Here is a 17,934-nt window from a genome sequence, read left to right as displayed (position 1 = left end):
CGCGCAACCCCGCAGGCCGGCCGTGAGGTGGGCTCTCGGCGTCAGTTATCTCGGGCAGGCCTACGACGGCTGGCAGAGCCAGCCGTCCGGCCGCACCGTCCAGGACCAGCTCGAGACGGCCCTTGCCCGCTTCGCCGACCGGCCCGTGTCCACCGTCTGCGCCGGTCGCACCGATGCCGGCGTGCACGGCCTGATGCAGGTCGTGCACTTCGACACCGACATCCAGCGCGAACCGTTCTCCTGGGTGCGCGGCACCAACAGGTTTCTGCCCTCCGACATCGCGGTGCAATGGGCCCAGCCGGTACCCGATGCCTTCCACTCCCGTGCCAGCGCCATCGCCCGGCGCTACGCCTTCGTGGTGCTCGAGTCGGCGGTGCGGCCCAGCCTCGAAAGCGGACGCGCCGGCTGGGTGTTCCGGCCCCTCGACGGTCCGGCCATGCAGGACGCGGCCCGGCGCCTGCTCGGCGAGCATGACTTCACCTCCTTCCGTGCGTCGGGCTGCCAGGCCCGCTCCCCGGTGAAGACCATGCACCGCATCGAGCTCTCCAGGCGTGGCCCGTACTGGCGCTTCGAGTTCCAGGCCAATGCATTCCTGCACCACATGATCCGCAACATCATGGGCTGCCTTCTGCTGGTGGGCCAGGGGCAGCAACCGCCGACCTGGATCGACGACGTGCTGGCGGAGCGCAGCCGCGACGCCGCCGCCCCCACCTTTCCACCGGACGGGCTCTACTTCCTCGGACCGGTCTACGAAGACCACTGGGGCTTGCCGCAGCGCACCGCTGCGTATGATTGGCTGCCATGACCGCCGCGCCGAATCCGCTGAGCCAGCGCACGCGCATCAAGATCTGCGGCCTCACGCGCGAGCAGGACGTGGATTGCGCCGTGCAGGCAGGCGTCGACGCCGTCGGCTTCGTGCTCTATCCGAACAGTCCGCGCTTCGTGTCGGTCGTCCGCGCCGCCGAGCTGGCGCGCCGCCTGCCCCCGTTCGTGACGCCGGTGCTCCTGTTCGTGAACGAAGTGCCTGCGCAGGTCGCCGCCGCGTGCGACGCCGTGCCGGCCGCCCTGCTGCAGTTCCACGGCGATGAAACGCCGGAGCAATGCCTGGCCGCCAGCGGCGGCGGGCGGCGCCCCTGGATGCGGGCCGCACGCATCCCGCTCGACGCGGCCCAGCCGTTCGACTTGGTAAACTTCGCCCTCCAACACGAACGCGCCCAGGCCATCCTCGTCGACTCCCATGTCGAGGGCTACGGCGGCGGCGGCAAGGCATTCAATTGGTCACGGCTTCCACCAAGCGTCAACGCTCACCTCGTCTTGTCTGGTGGACTGACGCCTGCAAACGTGACCGATGGCATCGTGCAGGTACGGCCGCGCTGCAAAACGCTGGCCGTTGATGTGAGTTCCGGGGTCGAGAGCGCCAAGGGCGTGAAGGACCCCGACAAGATCCATCAGTTCGTCGCGGCCGTGCGCGCCGCCGACGCGCTCCTTGCAAGGTCCCCCGATGCCCTCCTATCAACAACCTGACGTTTCCGGCCACTTCGGCCCGTACGGTGGAAGCTTCGTCAGCGAGACGCTGACCCACGCCATCAGCGAGCTGCGCGACGCCTACGCCCGCTACCAGCACGACCCCGAGTTCCTCGCGGAATTCCGCTACGAGCTCGCGCACTTCGTGGGAAGGCCGTCCCCGGTCTACCACGCGCAGCGCATGAGCCGCGAAACCGGCGGCGCGCAGATCTACCTCAAGCGCGAGGACCTGAACCACACCGGCGCGCACAAGATCAACAACGTGATCGGCCAGGCGATGCTGGCGCGTCGCATGGGCAAGCCGCGCGTCATCGCCGAGACCGGCGCAGGCCAGCACGGGGTTGCCACCGCCACCATCTGCGCCCGCTACGGCCTCGAGTGCGTGGTGTACATGGGCAGCGAGGACGTCAAGCGGCAGAGCCCGAACGTCTACCGCATGCACCTGCTGGGCGCCAAGGTCGTGCCCGTCGAATCGGGCAGCCGGACCCTGAAGGACGCGCTGAACGAGGCGATGCGCGACTGGGTCACCAATGTCGAGAACACCTTCTACATCATCGGGACTGTGGCGGGACCGCACCCCTACCCGATGATGGTGCGCGACTTCCAGAGCGTGATCGGCAACGAGTGCCTGGAGCAGATGCCGGCCTTGACCGGGCGCCAGCCCGACGCAGTGGTCGCCTGCGTGGGCGGCGGCAGCAACGCCATGGGCATCTTCCATCCCTACATCGCCCACGAAGGCACGCGCCTGATCGGCGTGGAGGCCGCTGGCGAGGGACTGGAGAGCGGCAAGCATTCGGCCTCGCTGCAGCGCGGCAGCCCCGGTGTGCTGCACGGCAACCGCACCTACATCCTGCAGGATGCCAACGGCCAGATCACCGAGACGCACAGCGTCAGCGCCGGCCTCGACTACCCGGGTGTCGGCCCCGAGCACGCATGGCTCAAGGACATCGGGCGCGCCGAATACGTCGGCATCACCGACCAGGAGGCCCTGGAAGCGTTCCACTACCTGTGCCGCACGGAGGGCATCATCCCGGCGCTGGAATCCAGCCATGCCATCGCCTACGCGATGAAGCTGGCCAGGACCATGCGCAGCGAGCAGAGCATCCTGGTCAACCTGTCCGGCCGCGGCGACAAGGACATCGGCACGGTGGCCGACCTGGGCAAGGCCGACTTCTACTGCCGGCCCAGCTGCCGCGGCCAGAGCGTTAAAGGCGACGGCCAGGCTGTGGGAGTGCAGCGATGAGCCGCATCGCCGCCACCTTCGCCCGCCTCGGCACCGACGGGCGCAAGGCCCTCATCCCTTACGTGACCGCCGGTTTCCCGTTTCCGGACATCACGCCCGAGCTGATGCACGGCATGGTCGAGGCAGGCGCCGACATCATCGAGCTGGGGGTGCCGTTCTCCGATCCGATGGCCGACGGTCCCGTGATCCAGAAGGCGGGCGAGCGGGCGCTCGCGGCCGGTGTCGGCATGGCGCAGGTGCTCGCGATGGTGCGGGCCTTCCGCGAGCAGGATGCCGCCACCCCGGTGGTCCTCATGGGCTACGCCAACCCCGTGGAGCGGTACGACCTCGTGAACGGCCAGGGCGCGTTCATCCACGATGCCGCCGCCGCCGGTGTCGACGGCCTGCTGGTCGTCGACTACCCGCCGGAGGAGTGCGAGGCTTTCGCGGCCGACCTGAAGCGCGCCGGCCTCGACCTGATCTTCCTGCTGGCCCCCACGTCGACGCCGCAGCGCATGCAGCAGGTCGCGCGCGTGGCCGGCGGCTACGTCTACTACGTCTCCCTCAAGGGCGTCACGGGCGCGGGCCACCTGGACACCGATGCGGTCGGGCAGATGCTTCCGCGCATCCGCGAGCACGTGAAGATCCCGGTCGGCGTGGGCTTCGGCATCCGCGATGCCCAGAGCGCGCGCGCGGTCGGCCGCGTGGCCGATGCCGTCGTCATCGGCACCCGCATCATCCAGCTGATCGAGGAGCAGCCGCGCGAACGCGTGGTGCCCGAGGTCGGCACGTTCCTGCGCGGCATCCGCCAAGCGCTGGACTCCTAGAATCCTCCATCCACCCGGAGCACACCATGAGCTGGCTCGAGAAACTCCTGCCCCCCAAGATCCAACCGACCGACCCGACCGAGCGCCGCAGCGTGCCGGAAGGCCTGTGGGTCAAGTGCCCCAGCTGCGAGACGGTGCTGTACAAGACCGACCTCGAGCACAACCAGAACGTCTGCCCGACCTGCAGCCACCACCATCGCATCGGGGCGCGCCCGCGCCTGAATGCCTTCCTGGACCCCGAGGGGCGCTGGGAGATCGGCCAGGAAGTGCTGCCGGTCGACGCGCTCAAGTTCAAGGACAGCCGGCGCTATCCCGAGCGGCTGAAGGAGGCGCTGGAGAACACCGGCGAGACCGACGCGCTGGTGGTGATGGGCGGCGCGGTGCACGGCGTCAGCCTGGTCGCCGCAGCGTTCGAGTTCGACTTCATGGGCGGCAGCATGGGCAGCGTGGTCGGCGAGCGCTTCGTGCGCGGCGTCGAGAGCGCGATCGAGCAGAAGGTCCCGTTCCTCTGCTTCACCGCCACTGGCGGCGCGCGCATGCAGGAAGGTCTGCTGTCGCTGATGCAGATGGCCAAGACCAACGCCGCGCTCACACGACTGGCCAAGAAGGGCCTGCCCTACGTCAGCGTGCTGACCGATCCGACCATGGGTGGCGTGAGCGCCGGCTTCGCCTTCATGGGCGACGTGGTGATCGCCGAGCCCAAGGCACTGATCGGATTCGCCGGCCCGCGCGTCATCGAGTCGACCGTGCGCGTCACGCTGCCGGAAGGCTTCCAGCGGGCCGAGTTCCTGCAACAGAAGGGCGCGGTCGACTTCATCTGTGACCGCCGCGAACTGCGCACACGGGTGGCGCACGTGCTGGCCATGCTGCAGCGGCAGCCGGCCGACGCGGTGATCTGACGATCGGCTAGAAGACGACCGAGCGGGTCGCCGCGGCGACCACCATCGACAGCACCTGCAGCAGGACCAGCAGCGCGAGCGGGGACAGGTCGATGCCGCCCACCAGCGGAATGATGCGGCGCAAGGGGCGCAGCAGCGGTGCGCACAGCCGGTCGACGATGTCAGCCAGCGGCGAGTCGTTCTGCACCCACGACAGCACCGCGTACACGATCACCAGCGCCATCGCCGAGGAGATCGCCAGCCGCACCAGCCCGATCAGCGCCAGCATGAACACCAGTTCGATCCCGCCCTGGCCGATCATCGCCCACAGCAACAGGTACTGCACCAGCAGGATCAGGTAGGCCCCGACCAGGCTGGCGGTGTCCCAGCCGGCAATGGCGGGCAGCACGCGTCGCAGCGGCAGCACGAGCCAGTCGGTCAGCGCGAACACGAAACGCCCGACCGGGTTGCCGAACGGCACGCGCTGGCGTTGCATGTACAGCCGCAACAGGCAAGCGCCGCCCAGCAGCCCAGCGACCACGTCGAGCAGAAAAGATAGGATTTGGTAGACCATGGCCTCCCGCCGTCACGTCCTCATGGGATGATAGCGGGCGTTACCCTCGGATCCGTCTTGGCCACCGCCCTCACCCTGCAGTCCCTGCCGTTGTTCCCGCTGGGCACGGTGCTCTTTCCCGGCGGCGTGCTGCCGCTGCGCATCTTCGAGGTCCGCTACCTCGACATGATCAGCCGGTGCCATCGCGCCGGTGCGCCGTTCGGCGTGGTGGCGCTGACGCAGGGGCAGGAGGTGCGGCAGCCGGGGGCGGGACCGGAGGCCTTCGCGGCGATGGGTACGCTGGCCGACATCGCCAGCTTCGAGCAAACCCAGCCTGGCCTGCTGACGATCCGGACCACCGGCACGCAGCGGTTCCGCATCCGCAGCCGCGAGCAGCTGCGGCATGGCCTGTGGGTGGCGGACGTCGAGCAGGTGGAGGCCGACAAGCCCGTGCCGGTGCCCGAGGACCTGCGGCACGCCGCCAGCGCGCTGGCCCGCCTGGTGCGCACCCTCACGGACAAGGGAACGCCGCGGGAGCAGATGCCGCTGCAGGGGCCTTGGCAATTCGACGATTGTGGCTGGGTGGCTAACCGCTGGTGCGAACTGCTGCCCCTGCCGGCGGCGCTCAAGCAGCGCATGCTTGAGCTTGATAATCCGCTGGTGCGTCTCGAACTGGTCGGCGATTTGCTGGCCAGGACGGGAATTGCGACCTAGCGACCTATGACCTCCAAGATCCTCGGTTGGCCGCGCTCGGCCAAGCGGCTGCTCGTGTTCGTCGTTGACCTCCTGCTGGCCCTGGTTGCCACCTGGGTGGCATTCAGCCTGCGCTTTGACCAGCCCAACATGCCGCAGGGCAACCAGTGGATCCTCTACGGCCTGGCGCCCGCTCTGGCGATGCCGGTGTTCATCCACTTCGGCCTTTACCGGGCGATCTTCCGCTACACCGGCCTGGCCGCGCTGGGCGCCATCGCGCGGGCAGCCGTCGTCTACGCCGCGCTGCTGCTGGCGGCGGTGCTGGCGCTGCAGGCGATGGGCTACGACAGCCTGCCGCGCACGGTGGCCATCCTGCAACCCATCCTGTTCGGCCTGCTGGTCGCGGCGAGCCGCACGCTGGCCCGGCTGGCGTTCTCCGACCCGCGCAGCGGCGGCAGGCGCCTGCTGATCTACGGTGCCGGGGCGTCCGGCCTGCAGACGGCAGCGGCCATCGCCAGTACGCGCGAACTGGTGTTGCTAGGCTTCGTCGACGACGACCCTGCCAAAATCGGCCGCACGATCAACGCCTCCCGGGTCTACCCGCCGGCCGATCTGCCGGAGGTGGTCGATCAGCTGGGGGTGACCGACATCCTGCTGGCCATTCCCAGCGCGTCACGGCAGCGGCGCAACGCGATCATCGAGTCGCTGTCCGCGCTGCCGGTGCACATCCGGACCATCCCGGGCATGCCCGCACTGTCCACCGGCGGCATCAGCGTGCGCGACTTCCAGGAGCTGGACGCCGAAGACCTGCTCTCCCGCGCCCCGGTCGATCCCGACCCCGCGCTGCTGGCCCGCAACACCACGGGGCACACCGTGCTGGTGACAGGAGCGGCCGGCAGCATCGGTTCGGAGCTGTGCCGCCAGCTCCTGCGCAGCGCACCGGCACGACTCGTCCTGCTGGACCACAGCGAGTACGGCCTGTACACGGTCAACGCGGAACTGCGGGCACTGGCCGACCGGCAGGGCATCGAGTGCGACCTGGTGCCCCTGCTCGGCGACGTGCGCATGACCGAGCGGATGGTCCAGGTGTGCCGTCGCTGGCGACCGCAGACGGTCTACCACGCAGCCGCCTACAAGCACGTGCCCCTGGTCGAGGCCAACACCCACGAAGGCGTGGCCGTGAACGTGTTCGGCACCTTATCCATGGCCTGCGCGGCGATGGCGGCGCGGGTCCGCACCTTCGTGCTCGTGTCGACCGACAAGGCGGTGCGGCCGACGAACGTCATGGGGGCAAGCAAGCGGGTGGCCGAACTGGTGCTCCAGGCGCTGGCGGTGGAGTCGGCGCCGAGGCTACCGTCCTGGCTTGGCCTGGACCACGCAGGAACCAACGAGACCTGCTTCGCCATGGTGCGCTTCGGCAACGTCCTGGACTCCAGCGGCAGCGTGGTGCCCCTGTTCCGGCGGCAGATCGCCGCGGGCGGCCCGGTGACGGTGACGCACCCGGAAGTCACCCGGTACTTCATGACCATCCCCGAGGCAGCGCAGCTGGTGGTGCAGGCGGGCGCGATGGCGCAGGGGGGAGAAGTGTTCGTGCTGGACATGGGCGAGCCGGTGCGCATCCTGGATCTCGCGCGCCGGATGGTGCGGCTGTCGGGCTTGCGCGTGCGAGATGCCAACCACCCGGTCGGCGACATCGAGATCACGCTGACCGGGCTACGACCAGGTGAGAAGCTCTACGAGGAACTGTTGATCGGCGACGATCCGCAGCCGACCGCGCACGCTCGCATCATGCAGGCGCGCGAAGCGCGGACCGAATGGCCCAGGCTGCTGCAATCTTTGGCCGCGCTACGGGCGGCCGTGTTGGCGGCCGACGAGCCCGCACTGCGCTCCACACTGGCCGACATGGTGCCGGGCGCGCGCATCCCGTCGGCGTCGATGCCGCTGGAAGCGCAGGCATGAGCGGCGCCGAGCAACGGGTCACCCTCGCGTCGGGCGCCGCGTTCGACGTCGTGCCGGGCCAGTCGATCCTCGACGCCGCTCTGCAGGCCGGCATCGTTCTCGAGCACAGCTGCCGCAGCGGCCGTTGCGGCAGCTGCGAAGGGCAGGTGCTGGCCGGCGGCACCGCCCCGCTCGGTGGCGAACCGGCTCTCGACGCAGCCCGGCATTCGGCTGGCTGGGTCCTGACCTGCATGCGGACCGTGGACGGCCAACCGGTGAGGCTGGCCATCGAGCCGGTCCCCTTGCACCTGCCACCGGCCAAGCTGGTCCCAAGCAAGATCGCCAGCCTCGAGCGAGTCGCGCCCGACGTGCTGCGCGTCAGGTTGCGACTGCCCCCCCAGCAACCGCTGCACTGGCGCGCCGGGCAGTACGTCGACGTCGCCGGGCCGAGCGGCATCCGGCGCAGCTACTCGATCGCGAACAGGCCGCGGGCCGAGCCCCTGATCGAACTCCACGTGCGAGCCGTGCCGGGCGGGTCGTTCAGTGCGTACTGGTTCGGCCAGGCGCGGCCAGGCGACCTGCTGCGGTTGCACGGGCCGCTCGGCAGCGCGGTGCTGCGCGAGCCGCAGGACCGGCCTCTGGTCCTGCTGGCCACGGGCACGGGCATCGCTCCGGTCAAGGCCATGCTCGAGGAGATCGCAGCGCGCGACGAGCGGGAGCGTCCGCCGACCATCCACGTGTTCTGGGGGAATCGGCGCCGTTCCGACTTCTACTGGGATCCGGCGATGCTTCCGCTCGTGCAGCAGTTCACGCCGGTCCTCTCCGGTGTCGACCACGGCTGGACGGGGCGTCGGGGATGGGTGCAGCACGCGGCAGTAGAATCCGGCGTTCCTCTGGCAGACGCGGCGGTGCACGCTTGCGGCTCCGCGCGCATGGTCGACGACGCACGGCGCATGCTCGTCGCCGCAGGCCTGGATCCGCGTCGGTTTCACGCAGACGCCTTCCTGCCGTCGTCCTCAAACCACGGAAAACCTTCATGAAAGCAGTGATCCTCGCCGGGGGCCTCGGTACCCGGCTCGCCGAGGAAACCACCGTCCGCCCGAAGCCCATGGTCGAAGTGGGCGGCAAGCCCGTGCTCTGGCACATCATGAAGTGCTACTCGCACCACGGGATCCACGACTTCGTGATCTGCTGCGGGTACCGCGGGTACGTGATCAAGGAGTACTTCGCCAACTACTTCCTGCACATGTCAGACGTGACCTTCGACATGCGCGCGAACCGCATGGAGGTGCACCAGGGCCGCGCTGAGCCGTGGACGGTGACACTGGTGGACACGGGCGAGTCGTCCATGACCGGAGGCCGGCTGCGTCGCGTGGCCGACTACGTGCGCGAGGACGAAGCTTTTTGCTTCACTTATGGCGACGGTTTGAGCGACGTCGACATCGGGGCTACGATCGCTTTCCACAAGCAGCACGGCAAGGCAGCCACGCTGATGTCGACCTATCCGCCCGGCCGCTTCGGGGCGATCGACGTCGAGCGAGGCCGGGTGCTGCGCTTCCGCGAGAAGCCGCGCGGCGACGGTGCCCGGATCAACGGTGGTTTTTTTGTGCTCTCGTCGCGCGTGCTCGCGCTGCTCGACGACGACGACTGCGTCTGGGAGCAAGAGCCCCTAGCGCGGCTTGCGGCCGAAGGTGAACTGATGGCTTGGGAGCACGACGGCTTCTTCCAGCCGATGGACACGTTGCGGGACAAGCAGTACCTGGATGAGTTGTGGACGCAGGGTCGAGCGCCGTGGAAGACATGGACCTGAATGTCCTGCCGCATGCCCAGGCCTGGCAGGGCCGCCGCGTGCTCGTCACCGGACACACCGGCTTCAAGGGGTCGTGGCTCAGCCTGTGGCTGCAGGCTCTCGGCGCCGACTTGCACGGGCTCGCCCTTGTGCCGTCCACGACGCCCAGCCTGTTCGAACTCGCGCGCGTCGGCGCCGGCATGCACAGCACCATCGGCGACATCCGCGACTTCGGTGCCGTGACCCAGGCGGTGCAGGCCTGCCGGCCCGAGGTGATCTTCCACCTGGCAGCCCAACCGCTGGTCCGCGCCTCGTATGCCGACCCGATCGCCACGTACGCCACGAACGTGATGGGGACAGTGCACGTGCTGGAGGCGGCCCGAAGGCAGCCCGGTGTGCGCGCGATCGTGAACGTCACCACGGACAAGTGCTACGAAAACCGCGAGTGGCAATGGCCCTACCGCGAGGACGAACCGCTCGGCGGGCACGATCCTTACAGCAGCAGCAAGGCCTGTTCCGAGATCGCCACCGCCAGCTGGCGCCGCTCGTTTCTGCACGGTGACGGCGCGCCTGCCGTGGCCACCGCCCGCGCGGGCAACGTCATCGGCGGCGGCGACTGGTCGGACGACCGGCTGGTGCCCGACCTGCTGCGCGCCTGGGACGGCGGAGGGCCGGCCGTGCTGCGCAACCCGCTGGCGGTGCGCCCCTGGCAGCACGTGCTCGACCCGCTCGCCGGCTACCTGCTCCTCGCTCAGCGGCTGCTCGCGGATGGCGAACCTTGGGCACGAGCCTGGAACTTCGGGCCCGCCGAGGACGACGCGAGACCGGTCGGCTGGGTGGCGGACACGCTGGCGGCGTGCTGCCGCGACAGCGCTGGCTGGGTGCAGGACCCGGGCGCGCACCCCCACGAGGCGCAGCTGCTGCGCCTCGATGCTTCCCTTGCCCGAGTCCGCCTCGGATGGCGCCCGCGCTGGTCGCTGACGGACGCCCTGCGCCGAGTCGCCGAGTGGCACCAGGGCTTGCGCGATGGCGCCGACGTGCGTGCGCTGAGCCTGAGCCAGATCCACGACTACGCGACCGACCAACCGACGACAACGCAATGAGCGCCACCACACAGCACATTCCGGTGCCATCACCGACTGCAGACGCGCTCCGGCGCCAGATCGCCGCCCTCGTGCGGCAGTACGCCCAGATTGCGCAGGCGCCGCAGCCGTTTCGTCCGGGGCATTCGCCCGTCCCCGTGTCGGGCAAGGTCGTGGGGCCGCGCGAACTCGAGCTCATGGTCGAAGCCAGCCTCGACGGCTGGCTGACCACGGGCCGCTTCAACGCCATGTTCCAGCAGCGGCTGGCCGACTGGCTGGGAGTGCGGCACGTGCTCACCGTGAATTCGGGGTCTTCGGCCAACCTCGTGGCCTTCTCGGCGCTGACGTCGCCGACCCTTGGCGACCGCGCGATCCGGCCGGGCGACGAGGTGATCGGTGTCGCAGCCGGCTTCCCGACCACCGTGAACCCGATCCTGCAATTCGGGGCGGTACCGGTCTTCGTCGACGTCGATCTGGCGACCCACAACATCGACCCGGCCCTGGTCGAGGCTGCCATCGGACCGCGCACCAAGGCCATCATGCTCGCCCACAGTCTGGGCAACCCGTTCAACCTCGACGTCATCACGGCGCTGTGCCGCAAGCACGGGCTGTGGCTGGTCGAGGACTGCTGCGACGCGCTGGGCTCCACCTACCGGGATCGCAAGGTCGGCACTTTCGGGGACATCGGCACCCTCAGTTTCTATCCGGCGCACCACATCACCATGGGCGAAGGTGGAGCGGTATTCACCAACGACGACCAGTTGCGCAAGATCGCGGAGTCGTTCCGCGACTGGGGGCGCGACTGTTACTGCGAACCCGGCAGAGACAACACCTGCGGCAAGCGCTGGTCGTGGCAGCTGGGCGACCTGCCCGAGGGTTACGACCACAAGTACATCTACAGCCACCTCGGCTACAACCTGAAGATCACCGACATGCAGGCTGCCTGCGCCTTGGCGCAGATGGACCGGCTGGACGAGTTCGTGGCCGCGCGGCGGCGCAACTTCGCTTATCTGAAGGAGCGGCTGCAGCCCCTGGAAGCGTACTTCCACCTGCCTAAGGCGACCGAGCATTCCGACCCATCGTGGTTCGGCTTTCCCTTGGTGCTGCGCGAGGATGCCGGCGTCGCGCGCCGGGACCTGCTCACCTACCTCGACCAGCACCGCATCGGCACCCGGCTGCTCTTCGCCGGCAATCTGACCCGGCAGCCCTACATGGCCGGACGCTGCTTCCGCGTCAGCGGCAGCCTCGCACGGACCGACCAAGTCATGAACCAGACGTTCTGGCTGGGCGTCTATCCGGGCTTGGACGAGCGCCACCTGGACTGGGTCGCCAGCCAGTTGGAGTCTTTCTTCGGACTGAACTTCTGATGGCCGGCGCCGCGCTGCAACGCATCCGCGCCGAGGATGTCGGCGCCATCGTCGAGCGACCCCTCGACTGGCAGCGGCTGTCGGGTGCGCGGGTGCTGGTAACGGGCGCGGGGGGCTTCCTGGGCGGTTACTTGGTGCGGACACTGCTGGCACTGCACGCCGCAGGGCGCGTTGACCACCCCATCCAGGTGGTCGCAATGGTGCGCGATGTCGCGCGCGGACGCAGCCACCTGGCCGACGTGGCGGACGATTGCCACTTGGATTGGCTGGCCTGGGACCTGAACCGGCTGGGCGTACCGGACACCGGCCCGATCCACTGGGTGCTGCACGCGGGCAGCCAGGCCAGCCCGCGGCACTACGGCAGCGATCCCGTGGGCACCCTCCTGCCCAATGCCGTCGGGACCGCGGCCGTGCTGCACGCCCTGTCCCGCAGTCCCGCGCCCCAGGGCTTCCTGTTCGTGAGCAGTTCGGAGGTCTACGGGGCAACCGGGCAGGAATCGGTGCTGGCCGAGCAGGCATATGGCGTGGTCGACCCGGCCAGCGTGCGGGCCTGCTACGCCGAAAGCAAGCGGCTGGGCGAGACGCTCTGCGTGGCTTGGCAGCACCAGCATGGCCTGCCGGTGCACATCGTGCGGCCGTTCCACACCTACGGTCCCGGACTGCAGCCCGACGACGGCCGCGTGTTCGCGGACTTCGTCTTCGATGTGCTGCAGGGGCGGCCGATCGTGATGCGCAGCGATGGGAAGGCGCGGCGCGCCTTCTGCTACGCCTCCGATGCGGTCGCCGGATTCTTCACGGTGCTGCTGCATGGGCAGCCGGGCCTGCCCTACAACGTTGCCAATCCCGCGGGAGAACTGTCGGTCGCCGAGCTAGCCCAGCTGCTGGTGCGCCTGGACGGCCGCGATGCGATCGCCGGCAACTCCGTGGTCTTCGAGCCGCCCAAGGGCGGCTACCTGTCCAGCACCTACAGCCGGCTGGTGCCTGACGTCGGCCGGCTGGCCGGGCTGGGATGGCGGGCCGTGATCGACCCCGAACGCGGCTTCGGCCGCACCCTGGAGGCACTGCGGACATGAGCGCACTGCAAGATCTCAAGCACCGTTACCGTGCCGGCGAGCTCTCCAAGCCCGACTTCGTCGCCCAGGCGCTGGACGTCCACCGCGTGCTGTTCTCCTATGTCGATGTCGTCGCGACCACGGACGTGCGCGAGATCCGGATCACGAAGGACGGCGTGGCCTTCCAGATCGGCGAAGACGACGTGTGGCTGCTGGCGCCCGCGGACGAGGCGAGGGTCGCACCGGTCGAGGTCATGAACTTCGACCGCTACGAGCCGCAGGAGACGCACGTGATGGACCTGCTGGCGCGCGAGGCGCGGGTGGTGCTGGACATAGGCGCCAACATCGGCTGGTATTCGCTGCGATTCGCTCGGCGCCTGCCCGGGGTGCAGGTCCATGCGTTCGAGCCCATCCCTCCGACGCACGACTGGCTCGTGCGGAACATCGCGCTCAACAGGCTGCAGGACCGCGTCATCCCCTACGCCGTCGGGCTGTCCGATCGCAGCGGCCCGACCCGCTACTTCGTCCGCCCGGCGGGGGGCACCAACGCGTCACTGCAGAACGTCTCGGGGGGCAGCGACGCAGCCGAGGTGGCCGGCCAGACCATCACCCTGGACGACTGGTCCGCTTCCACCGGCGTGGTGCCCGACTTCGTCAAGTGCGACGTCGAAGGCGCCGAGCTGCTGGTCTTCCGCGGCGCCCGGGAGACGCTCGCGCGACACCGGCCCGCGGTCTTCGCGGAGCTGCTGCGCAAATGGTCGCGACCGTTCGGCTACCACCCGAACGACATGCTGGCCTGGTTCGACGGCCTCGGCTACGCCTGCGTGGCAGTCGGGAGTGCCGGCACGCGCCCGATCCGCGAGGTCACGGACGACACACAGGAGACGAACTACGCCTTCCTCCACCGGCAGCGGCATGGCGAACTGCTGGCGGCACTGGAGTGCGCACGGTGAGCGCCGGTCTTGCCACGACCGAACTGGCACGCCGCATTCGCGTGCATTCCCTGCGCATGGTGCACCGGGCGCGCGCGTCGCACATCGGCAGCGCGCTCTCGATTGCCGACATCCTCGGCGTGCTCTACGGCGACGTGCTGCGGCTGCGCCCGCGCGAGCCCCGATGGGACGGGCGGGACCGATTCATCCTGAGCAAGGGGCACGCATGCGTGGCCGTGTACGCCGCCTTGGCCGAGCGGGGCTTCATCGACCGGGAGGCGCTGGCCGGCTACGGCACCGACCACTCGGCACTGATGAACCACATCAGCCACCATGTACCCGGCGTCGAGTTCTCCACCGGGTCCCTGGGTCACGGCCTGCCCTTCGGATCCGGCAAGGCGCTCGCCGCGCGGCGGCAAGGCGCGGCCTGGCGCACCTTCGTGCTGCTCAGCGACGGCGAGCTCGGGGAGGGCAGCAACTGGGAAGCCATGCTGTTCGCGGCCCACCACCGTCTTGACAACTTGGTCGTCATCGTCGACGCCAATGGCCTGCAGAGCCTGACGACCGTGGAGCAGACGCTGCGCATTGAGCCGCTGCAGGAGAAGCTGGAGGCGTTTGGGTGGGCCGTGCGCGAGGCCGATGGCCACGACCATGGCGCGCTCGCCAGGCACCTCGACACCACGCCCTGGGTCGCGGGCCGGCCTTCCCTGCTGGTTGCGCGCACCACCAAGGGCAAGGGCGTCCCCTTCATGGAGCACAGCGTGGCTTGGCACTACCGCTCGCCCGACGATGCGCAACTGGTCGAGGCGCTCGTCGCGCTGGGGGAGGCGCCGTATGCGTAACGCCTTCATCGAGGAGCTGGTGGCGCTGGCCGAGGTGAACTCGCAGGTCGCGCTGGTCGTCGGCGACCTCGGCTGGTCGGTGGTCGAGCCGTTCGCGGACAGGTTCCCCGACCGGTTCCTAAACGCGGGCGTCTCCGAGCAGAACATGACCGGCATGGCTGCCGGCATGGCCTCGGAGGGGTACCACGTCTTCACCTACTCGATCGCCAACTTCCCCACCTTCCGCTGCGCCGAGCAGATCCGCAACGACATCGACTACCACCGGCTGCCGGTGACTGTGGTTGCCGTCGGTGGCGGGGTCGCCTATGGCGCGCTCGGCTACTCACACCACGCGGTCCAGGACTATGCGCTGATGCGCAGCTTTCCCCACATGGTCATCGCGGCGCCCGGGGATCCGATGGAGGTCCGGGCCTGCCTGCGCTGGCTGGTGCAGCATCCGCAGCCCTCCTACCTGCGGCTGGGCAAGGCGGGAGAGCCATGTTTCCATGCCGCGGTACCTGACGTCGCGCCGGGACGCTGGCTGCAGGTCGCCGAGGCTGCGCAGCCGAGGGGGACGCTCCTGAGCACCGGCGCCACCCTGCAGCTGGCCATGCAGCTTCGCGTGAGCGGGGGCTGGGAGGGACACGCCGTGCACAGCCTCCCGTTGTGGGGACAGACGAGCAAGGAGCTGCAGCCCGCTCAGCTCGCGGCGTGGCCTAGTGTGGTCACGTTGGAGGACCACCTGCGCGACGGTGGCTTCGGCACTTGGCTCTGGGAATCCGTGGCCGGGACGCCGCTGGCTGGGCGCATCCGGCCACTGGCGCTCCACCCACGTGTGTGCGGCACCGTCGGGTCGCAGGCGATGCTCAATGCCTTGGGCGGCCTGGACCCTTCCATCCTGGCGCCGTGACCGGCCGCCCTGAGGTCTTGCTGCAGCGCGCGCGCGATCGCTGGGAGCTCGATGCCGAGGTGGTGGCCACGCTCGCGCTACGGGGCTGGGGCGTTGCGGCCGGGCTGCTGACCACCCTTGTCGTACCCTGGTGGCTGACGCCGCAGCAACAGGGCTACTGGTACACCTTCGCGAGCCTGGCCGCTCTGCAGCTGTTCTTCGAGCTCGGTCTGGGCCAGGTGCTGCTGCAGCTGGCCGGCCATGAAGCCGCCCATGCTGCGACGGACACAGCCGCTGCAGCCCGCCTGGCCGCGCTCGAGAGGTGGGTCAGGCGCTGGTCGGGCGGCGCAGCCGCGGGTTTCGCAGTCCTCGTCGGTCCGGCCGGCGCTTGGTTTCTCGCGCGGTCCGACGGCCTGCCACCGGCCCTATGGCTCGGGCCCTGGTGCGCGATGGTTTTGGGCACGGCCGGCACGCTGCTGCTCTCGGGAAGGCTGGCGGTGCTGGAGGGCAGCGGGCGGCTGGCGCAGGTCGCCCGCCTGCGGCTGGTGCAGTCAATGGTCGGCTCGGTCGCCGCCTGGGCCTTGCTGGCCCTGGGTACCGGGCTCTGGGCCGCCGCGGCGGTGCAGGCGGTGGGCGTGGCCTGCACCTTGGCCTGGCTGCGCCTGCAGCCGCCGCTGGTTCCGCCCGGCACCCGGCACCAGCCAGCGCAGCCCCTGCGCTGGCGGGGCGACATCCTGCCGTTCCAATGGCGCATCGGCCTGAGCTGGATGAGCGGCTGGTTCATTTTCCAGGCGTTCACGCCGCTGGCCTTCGCCACGCTCGGACCGGGAGAAGCCGGCCGGCTGGGCATTTCGATGGCGGTGTTCCTGGCGGTGCAGTCGGTCGGCATGAGCTGGGTGCACGCGAGGACGCCGCAGTTCGCCCGGCATGCAGCACGCGGCGAGCGCCAGGCCCTGCTCGCGCTGTTCCGACGGGCTTCCGCCACCGGCGTCGGCTTCGTGGCCACCGCCTCCGCGGCCACGCTGCTCGCTCTCTGGCTCCTCGGCTCGGTCTGGCCGAGCCTGACGCACCGCTTGGCGGATCTGCCGGTGCTGGCCTGCCTCGCGGCGAACACGGTGGTGAACGCCTGCATTTATGCGGCGGCGACGCTGATGCGGGCGCATCGCGAAGATCCGCTCGCATGGGTGTCGGCCGCATCTGCCGTGGCCACCGTGGGGCTGGCCGCCATCACCGTTCGCTGGGGACTGCTGCCGATGATGGCCAGCTGCCTCGCGGTCAGCGCCGGCCTGTCGCTGCCGTGGACGCTGCGGCTGCTGCGCCGCTACACCTCCCCCTCCAACCCATGAACGCATCGCTCCTGACCATCGTCGTGCCCACATACAACCGGGTTGCGCACCTGGCGCAATTGCTGCGGGCGATCGATGCGCAGCTGCCCGGGCTGGACGGCCAGGTAGCGGTGGTGGTGGGCGACAACGCGTCCGATGACGGCACGCCTGCGACGATCGAAGCTTTCCGCGCCCGTCACCCGGGCACGATCGTCCTGCGGCATGCGCAGAACGTCGGGCCGGAGGAGAACTTCCATCGCTGCCTGGCCCAGGTGCACAGCCCCTGGCTCTGGATCATCGGCGACGACGACCTGCCCCGGCCCGGCCTGCTGCCGGTGCTGCTCGAGCTGCTACGGACCCAGAGCCCCGACCTGATCCACCTGCGCAGCGAGTGGCACCCCGACCTGCTCGAGGGGCAGCACGGCTCCTACCCCGTGACGCCCGTGCCCGTGCGGGTCCCAGCGCCGGTGTTCGCGCGGGATGTGAACATCTGGCTGACGTTCATCTCGGGCATGGTCATCCACGTCGCGCGTCTTCGGCACCTGTCCCCGGCACCCGACCCGCGCCGCTACACGGGCACCAGCTTGATCCAGCTCGGCTGGACGTTGCCGCTACTGCGTGATGGGGCGAGCCTCTGGATCGTGCCGCAGCCCTGCGTGCTGGCCACTTCGGGCAATAGCGGGGGCTACCGGCTGGTCGAGGTGTTCGGCGGCCACCTGCCCCGCATCCTCGCGGACGCCCTGCCGGCCGACGGTCGGCTGGCGCGGCCGATCCTGCGCACCCTGTTCTGGTACTTCGTGCCGGGGCTGCTGTGGATGACGCGCAGCAACGCCGGCCGCACCTTCGCGCCCGAGGCGCCGTTGGAGACCTTGGCACCGCTCCGAGGCAGCGCGGTCTACGCCTTGGTCCTCTGGCCGATCGCCCGGCTGCCTCGCGTTCTTGCCTGGCCGCTGTGGGCCGCCACGCGCGCGCTGGGCCGCGCGCAGCAGGCCGCCTTTCGGTGGCGGTATTCGCGGCCCCGAGGATCCGGGCGGTAAGCCGT

The 17,934-nt window shown here is 69.6% G+C and carries 18 protein-coding genes; 17 read left to right on the top strand and 1 reads right to left on the bottom strand.

Annotation, left to right across the window (positions count from 1 at the left end):
• Positions 1-22: 22 nt before the first annotated feature.
• The 5 genes from truA to accD are packed head-to-tail and all read left to right on the top strand — an operon-like array spanning position 23 to position 4,472.
• Positions 23-805: a tRNA pseudouridine(38-40) synthase TruA gene (truA, locus tag VFE82_RS17925; RefSeq protein ID WP_325001697.1), complete on the top strand. Its 783-nt coding sequence runs from the start codon at positions 23-25 to the stop codon at positions 803-805.
• Positions 802-1,524, top strand: coding sequence for a phosphoribosylanthranilate isomerase (locus VFE82_RS17920; RefSeq protein WP_325001696.1), 723 nt, complete (start codon positions 802-804; stop codon positions 1,522-1,524). The genes truA and VFE82_RS17920 overlap by 4 nt, the downstream gene beginning before the upstream one ends.
• Positions 1,502-2,767 (top strand): tryptophan synthase subunit beta, encoded by a 1,266-nt coding sequence (trpB, locus tag VFE82_RS17915; RefSeq protein WP_325001695.1) that lies wholly within the window; start codon positions 1,502-1,504, stop codon positions 2,765-2,767. The genes VFE82_RS17920 and trpB overlap by 23 nt, the downstream gene beginning before the upstream one ends.
• Complete coding sequence (gene trpA, locus VFE82_RS17910) at positions 2,764-3,573, top strand: tryptophan synthase subunit alpha (protein WP_325001694.1); 810 nt, start codon at positions 2,764-2,766, stop codon at positions 3,571-3,573. Before trpB ends, trpA begins: the two co-directional genes overlap by 4 nt.
• A gap of 26 nt (positions 3,574-3,599) precedes the next feature.
• Entirely contained in the window at positions 3,600-4,472 is an 873-nt protein-coding gene (accD, locus tag VFE82_RS17905) for an acetyl-CoA carboxylase, carboxyltransferase subunit beta (RefSeq protein WP_325001693.1), read from the top strand.
• 7 nt (positions 4,473-4,479) lie between these two features.
• On the opposite strand, the gene VFE82_RS17900 is transcribed toward accD, so the two are convergent.
• The gene (locus tag VFE82_RS17900) at positions 4,480-5,025 is read right to left on the bottom strand and encodes a YggT family protein (RefSeq protein ID WP_325001692.1); all 546 of its coding nucleotides are present in this window, start codon (positions 5,023-5,025) and stop codon (positions 4,480-4,482) included.
• A gap of 27 nt (positions 5,026-5,052) precedes the next feature.
• Between VFE82_RS17900 and VFE82_RS17895 the strand changes: the two genes are divergently transcribed.
• The 12 genes from VFE82_RS17895 to VFE82_RS17840 are packed head-to-tail and all read left to right on the top strand — an operon-like array spanning position 5,053 to position 17,929.
• Positions 5,053-5,718: an LON peptidase substrate-binding domain-containing protein gene (locus tag VFE82_RS17895; protein WP_325001691.1), complete on the top strand. Its 666-nt coding sequence runs from the start codon at positions 5,053-5,055 to the stop codon at positions 5,716-5,718.
• A 6-nt stretch (positions 5,719-5,724) separates the two neighbouring features.
• Complete coding sequence (locus VFE82_RS17890) at positions 5,725-7,656, top strand: nucleoside-diphosphate sugar epimerase/dehydratase (protein ID WP_325001690.1); 1,932 nt, start codon at positions 5,725-5,727, stop codon at positions 7,654-7,656.
• On the top strand, positions 7,653-8,675 hold the full coding sequence (locus tag VFE82_RS17885) for an FAD-binding oxidoreductase (RefSeq protein WP_325001689.1): 1,023 nt from the start codon (positions 7,653-7,655) through the stop codon (positions 8,673-8,675). The genes VFE82_RS17890 and VFE82_RS17885 overlap by 4 nt, the downstream gene beginning before the upstream one ends.
• Complete coding sequence (rfbF, locus tag VFE82_RS17880) at positions 8,672-9,445, top strand: glucose-1-phosphate cytidylyltransferase (protein ID WP_325001688.1); 774 nt, start codon at positions 8,672-8,674, stop codon at positions 9,443-9,445. Before VFE82_RS17885 ends, rfbF begins: the two co-directional genes overlap by 4 nt.
• Complete coding sequence (rfbG, locus tag VFE82_RS17875) at positions 9,436-10,527, top strand: CDP-glucose 4,6-dehydratase (protein ID WP_325001687.1); 1,092 nt, start codon at positions 9,436-9,438, stop codon at positions 10,525-10,527. The genes rfbF and rfbG overlap by 10 nt, the downstream gene beginning before the upstream one ends.
• Positions 10,524-11,873 (top strand): lipopolysaccharide biosynthesis protein RfbH, encoded by a 1,350-nt coding sequence (rfbH, locus tag VFE82_RS17870; RefSeq protein ID WP_325001686.1) that lies wholly within the window; start codon positions 10,524-10,526, stop codon positions 11,871-11,873. Before rfbG ends, rfbH begins: the two co-directional genes overlap by 4 nt.
• The gene (locus VFE82_RS17865; RefSeq protein WP_325001685.1) at positions 11,873-12,946 is read left to right on the top strand and encodes an NAD-dependent epimerase/dehydratase family protein; all 1,074 of its coding nucleotides are present in this window, start codon (positions 11,873-11,875) and stop codon (positions 12,944-12,946) included. Before rfbH ends, VFE82_RS17865 begins: the two co-directional genes overlap by 1 nt.
• Positions 12,943-13,878: an FkbM family methyltransferase gene (locus tag VFE82_RS17860; RefSeq protein WP_325001684.1), complete on the top strand. Its 936-nt coding sequence runs from the start codon at positions 12,943-12,945 to the stop codon at positions 13,876-13,878. Before VFE82_RS17865 ends, VFE82_RS17860 begins: the two co-directional genes overlap by 4 nt.
• Positions 13,866-14,699, top strand: coding sequence for a transketolase (locus tag VFE82_RS17855; RefSeq protein ID WP_325001683.1), 834 nt, complete (start codon positions 13,866-13,868; stop codon positions 14,697-14,699). Before VFE82_RS17860 ends, VFE82_RS17855 begins: the two co-directional genes overlap by 13 nt.
• Positions 14,692-15,588: a transketolase gene (locus tag VFE82_RS17850; protein WP_325001682.1), complete on the top strand. Its 897-nt coding sequence runs from the start codon at positions 14,692-14,694 to the stop codon at positions 15,586-15,588. The genes VFE82_RS17855 and VFE82_RS17850 overlap by 8 nt, the downstream gene beginning before the upstream one ends.
• Positions 15,585-16,913: a hypothetical protein gene (locus tag VFE82_RS17845; RefSeq protein ID WP_325001681.1), complete on the top strand. Its 1,329-nt coding sequence runs from the start codon at positions 15,585-15,587 to the stop codon at positions 16,911-16,913. The genes VFE82_RS17850 and VFE82_RS17845 overlap by 4 nt, the downstream gene beginning before the upstream one ends.
• Positions 16,910-17,929, top strand: coding sequence for a glycosyltransferase family 2 protein (locus VFE82_RS17840; RefSeq protein ID WP_325001680.1), 1,020 nt, complete (start codon positions 16,910-16,912; stop codon positions 17,927-17,929). The genes VFE82_RS17845 and VFE82_RS17840 overlap by 4 nt, the downstream gene beginning before the upstream one ends.
• Positions 17,930-17,934: the final 5 nt, after the last annotated feature.

This window comes from Ramlibacter sp., from assembly GCF_035655895.1.
Classification (GTDB): Bacteria; Pseudomonadota; Gammaproteobacteria; order Burkholderiales; family Burkholderiaceae_C; genus Ramlibacter.
This window is presented reverse-complemented; position numbering and strand designations above follow the sequence as displayed.

Excerpts from the sequence above, each read along its gene's own strand:
- VFE82_RS17920 (WP_325001696.1), top strand. The coding sequence starts at position 802 with ATGACCGCCGCGCCGAATCCGCTGAGCCAGCGCACGCGCATCAAGATC.
- trpB (WP_325001695.1), top strand. The coding sequence starts at position 1,502 with ATGCCCTCCTATCAACAACCTGACGTTTCCGGCCACTTCGGCCCGTAC.
- trpA (WP_325001694.1), top strand. The coding sequence starts at position 2,764 with ATGAGCCGCATCGCCGCCACCTTCGCCCGCCTCGGCACCGACGGGCGC.
- accD (WP_325001693.1), top strand. The coding sequence starts at position 3,600 with ATGAGCTGGCTCGAGAAACTCCTGCCCCCCAAGATCCAACCGACCGAC.
- VFE82_RS17900 (WP_325001692.1), bottom strand. The coding sequence starts at position 5,025 with ATGGTCTACCAAATCCTATCTTTTCTGCTCGACGTGGTCGCTGGGCTG.
- VFE82_RS17895 (WP_325001691.1), top strand. The coding sequence starts at position 5,053 with ATGATAGCGGGCGTTACCCTCGGATCCGTCTTGGCCACCGCCCTCACC.
- VFE82_RS17890 (WP_325001690.1), top strand. The coding sequence starts at position 5,725 with ATGACCTCCAAGATCCTCGGTTGGCCGCGCTCGGCCAAGCGGCTGCTC.
- VFE82_RS17885 (WP_325001689.1), top strand. The coding sequence starts at position 7,653 with ATGAGCGGCGCCGAGCAACGGGTCACCCTCGCGTCGGGCGCCGCGTTC.
- rfbF (WP_325001688.1), top strand. The coding sequence starts at position 8,672 with ATGAAAGCAGTGATCCTCGCCGGGGGCCTCGGTACCCGGCTCGCCGAG.
- rfbG (WP_325001687.1), top strand. The coding sequence starts at position 9,436 with ATGGACCTGAATGTCCTGCCGCATGCCCAGGCCTGGCAGGGCCGCCGC.
- rfbH (WP_325001686.1), top strand. The coding sequence starts at position 10,524 with ATGAGCGCCACCACACAGCACATTCCGGTGCCATCACCGACTGCAGAC.
- VFE82_RS17865 (WP_325001685.1), top strand. The coding sequence starts at position 11,873 with ATGGCCGGCGCCGCGCTGCAACGCATCCGCGCCGAGGATGTCGGCGCC.
- VFE82_RS17860 (WP_325001684.1), top strand. The coding sequence starts at position 12,943 with ATGAGCGCACTGCAAGATCTCAAGCACCGTTACCGTGCCGGCGAGCTC.
- VFE82_RS17850 (WP_325001682.1), top strand. The coding sequence starts at position 14,692 with ATGCGTAACGCCTTCATCGAGGAGCTGGTGGCGCTGGCCGAGGTGAAC.
- VFE82_RS17840 (WP_325001680.1), top strand. The coding sequence starts at position 16,910 with ATGAACGCATCGCTCCTGACCATCGTCGTGCCCACATACAACCGGGTT.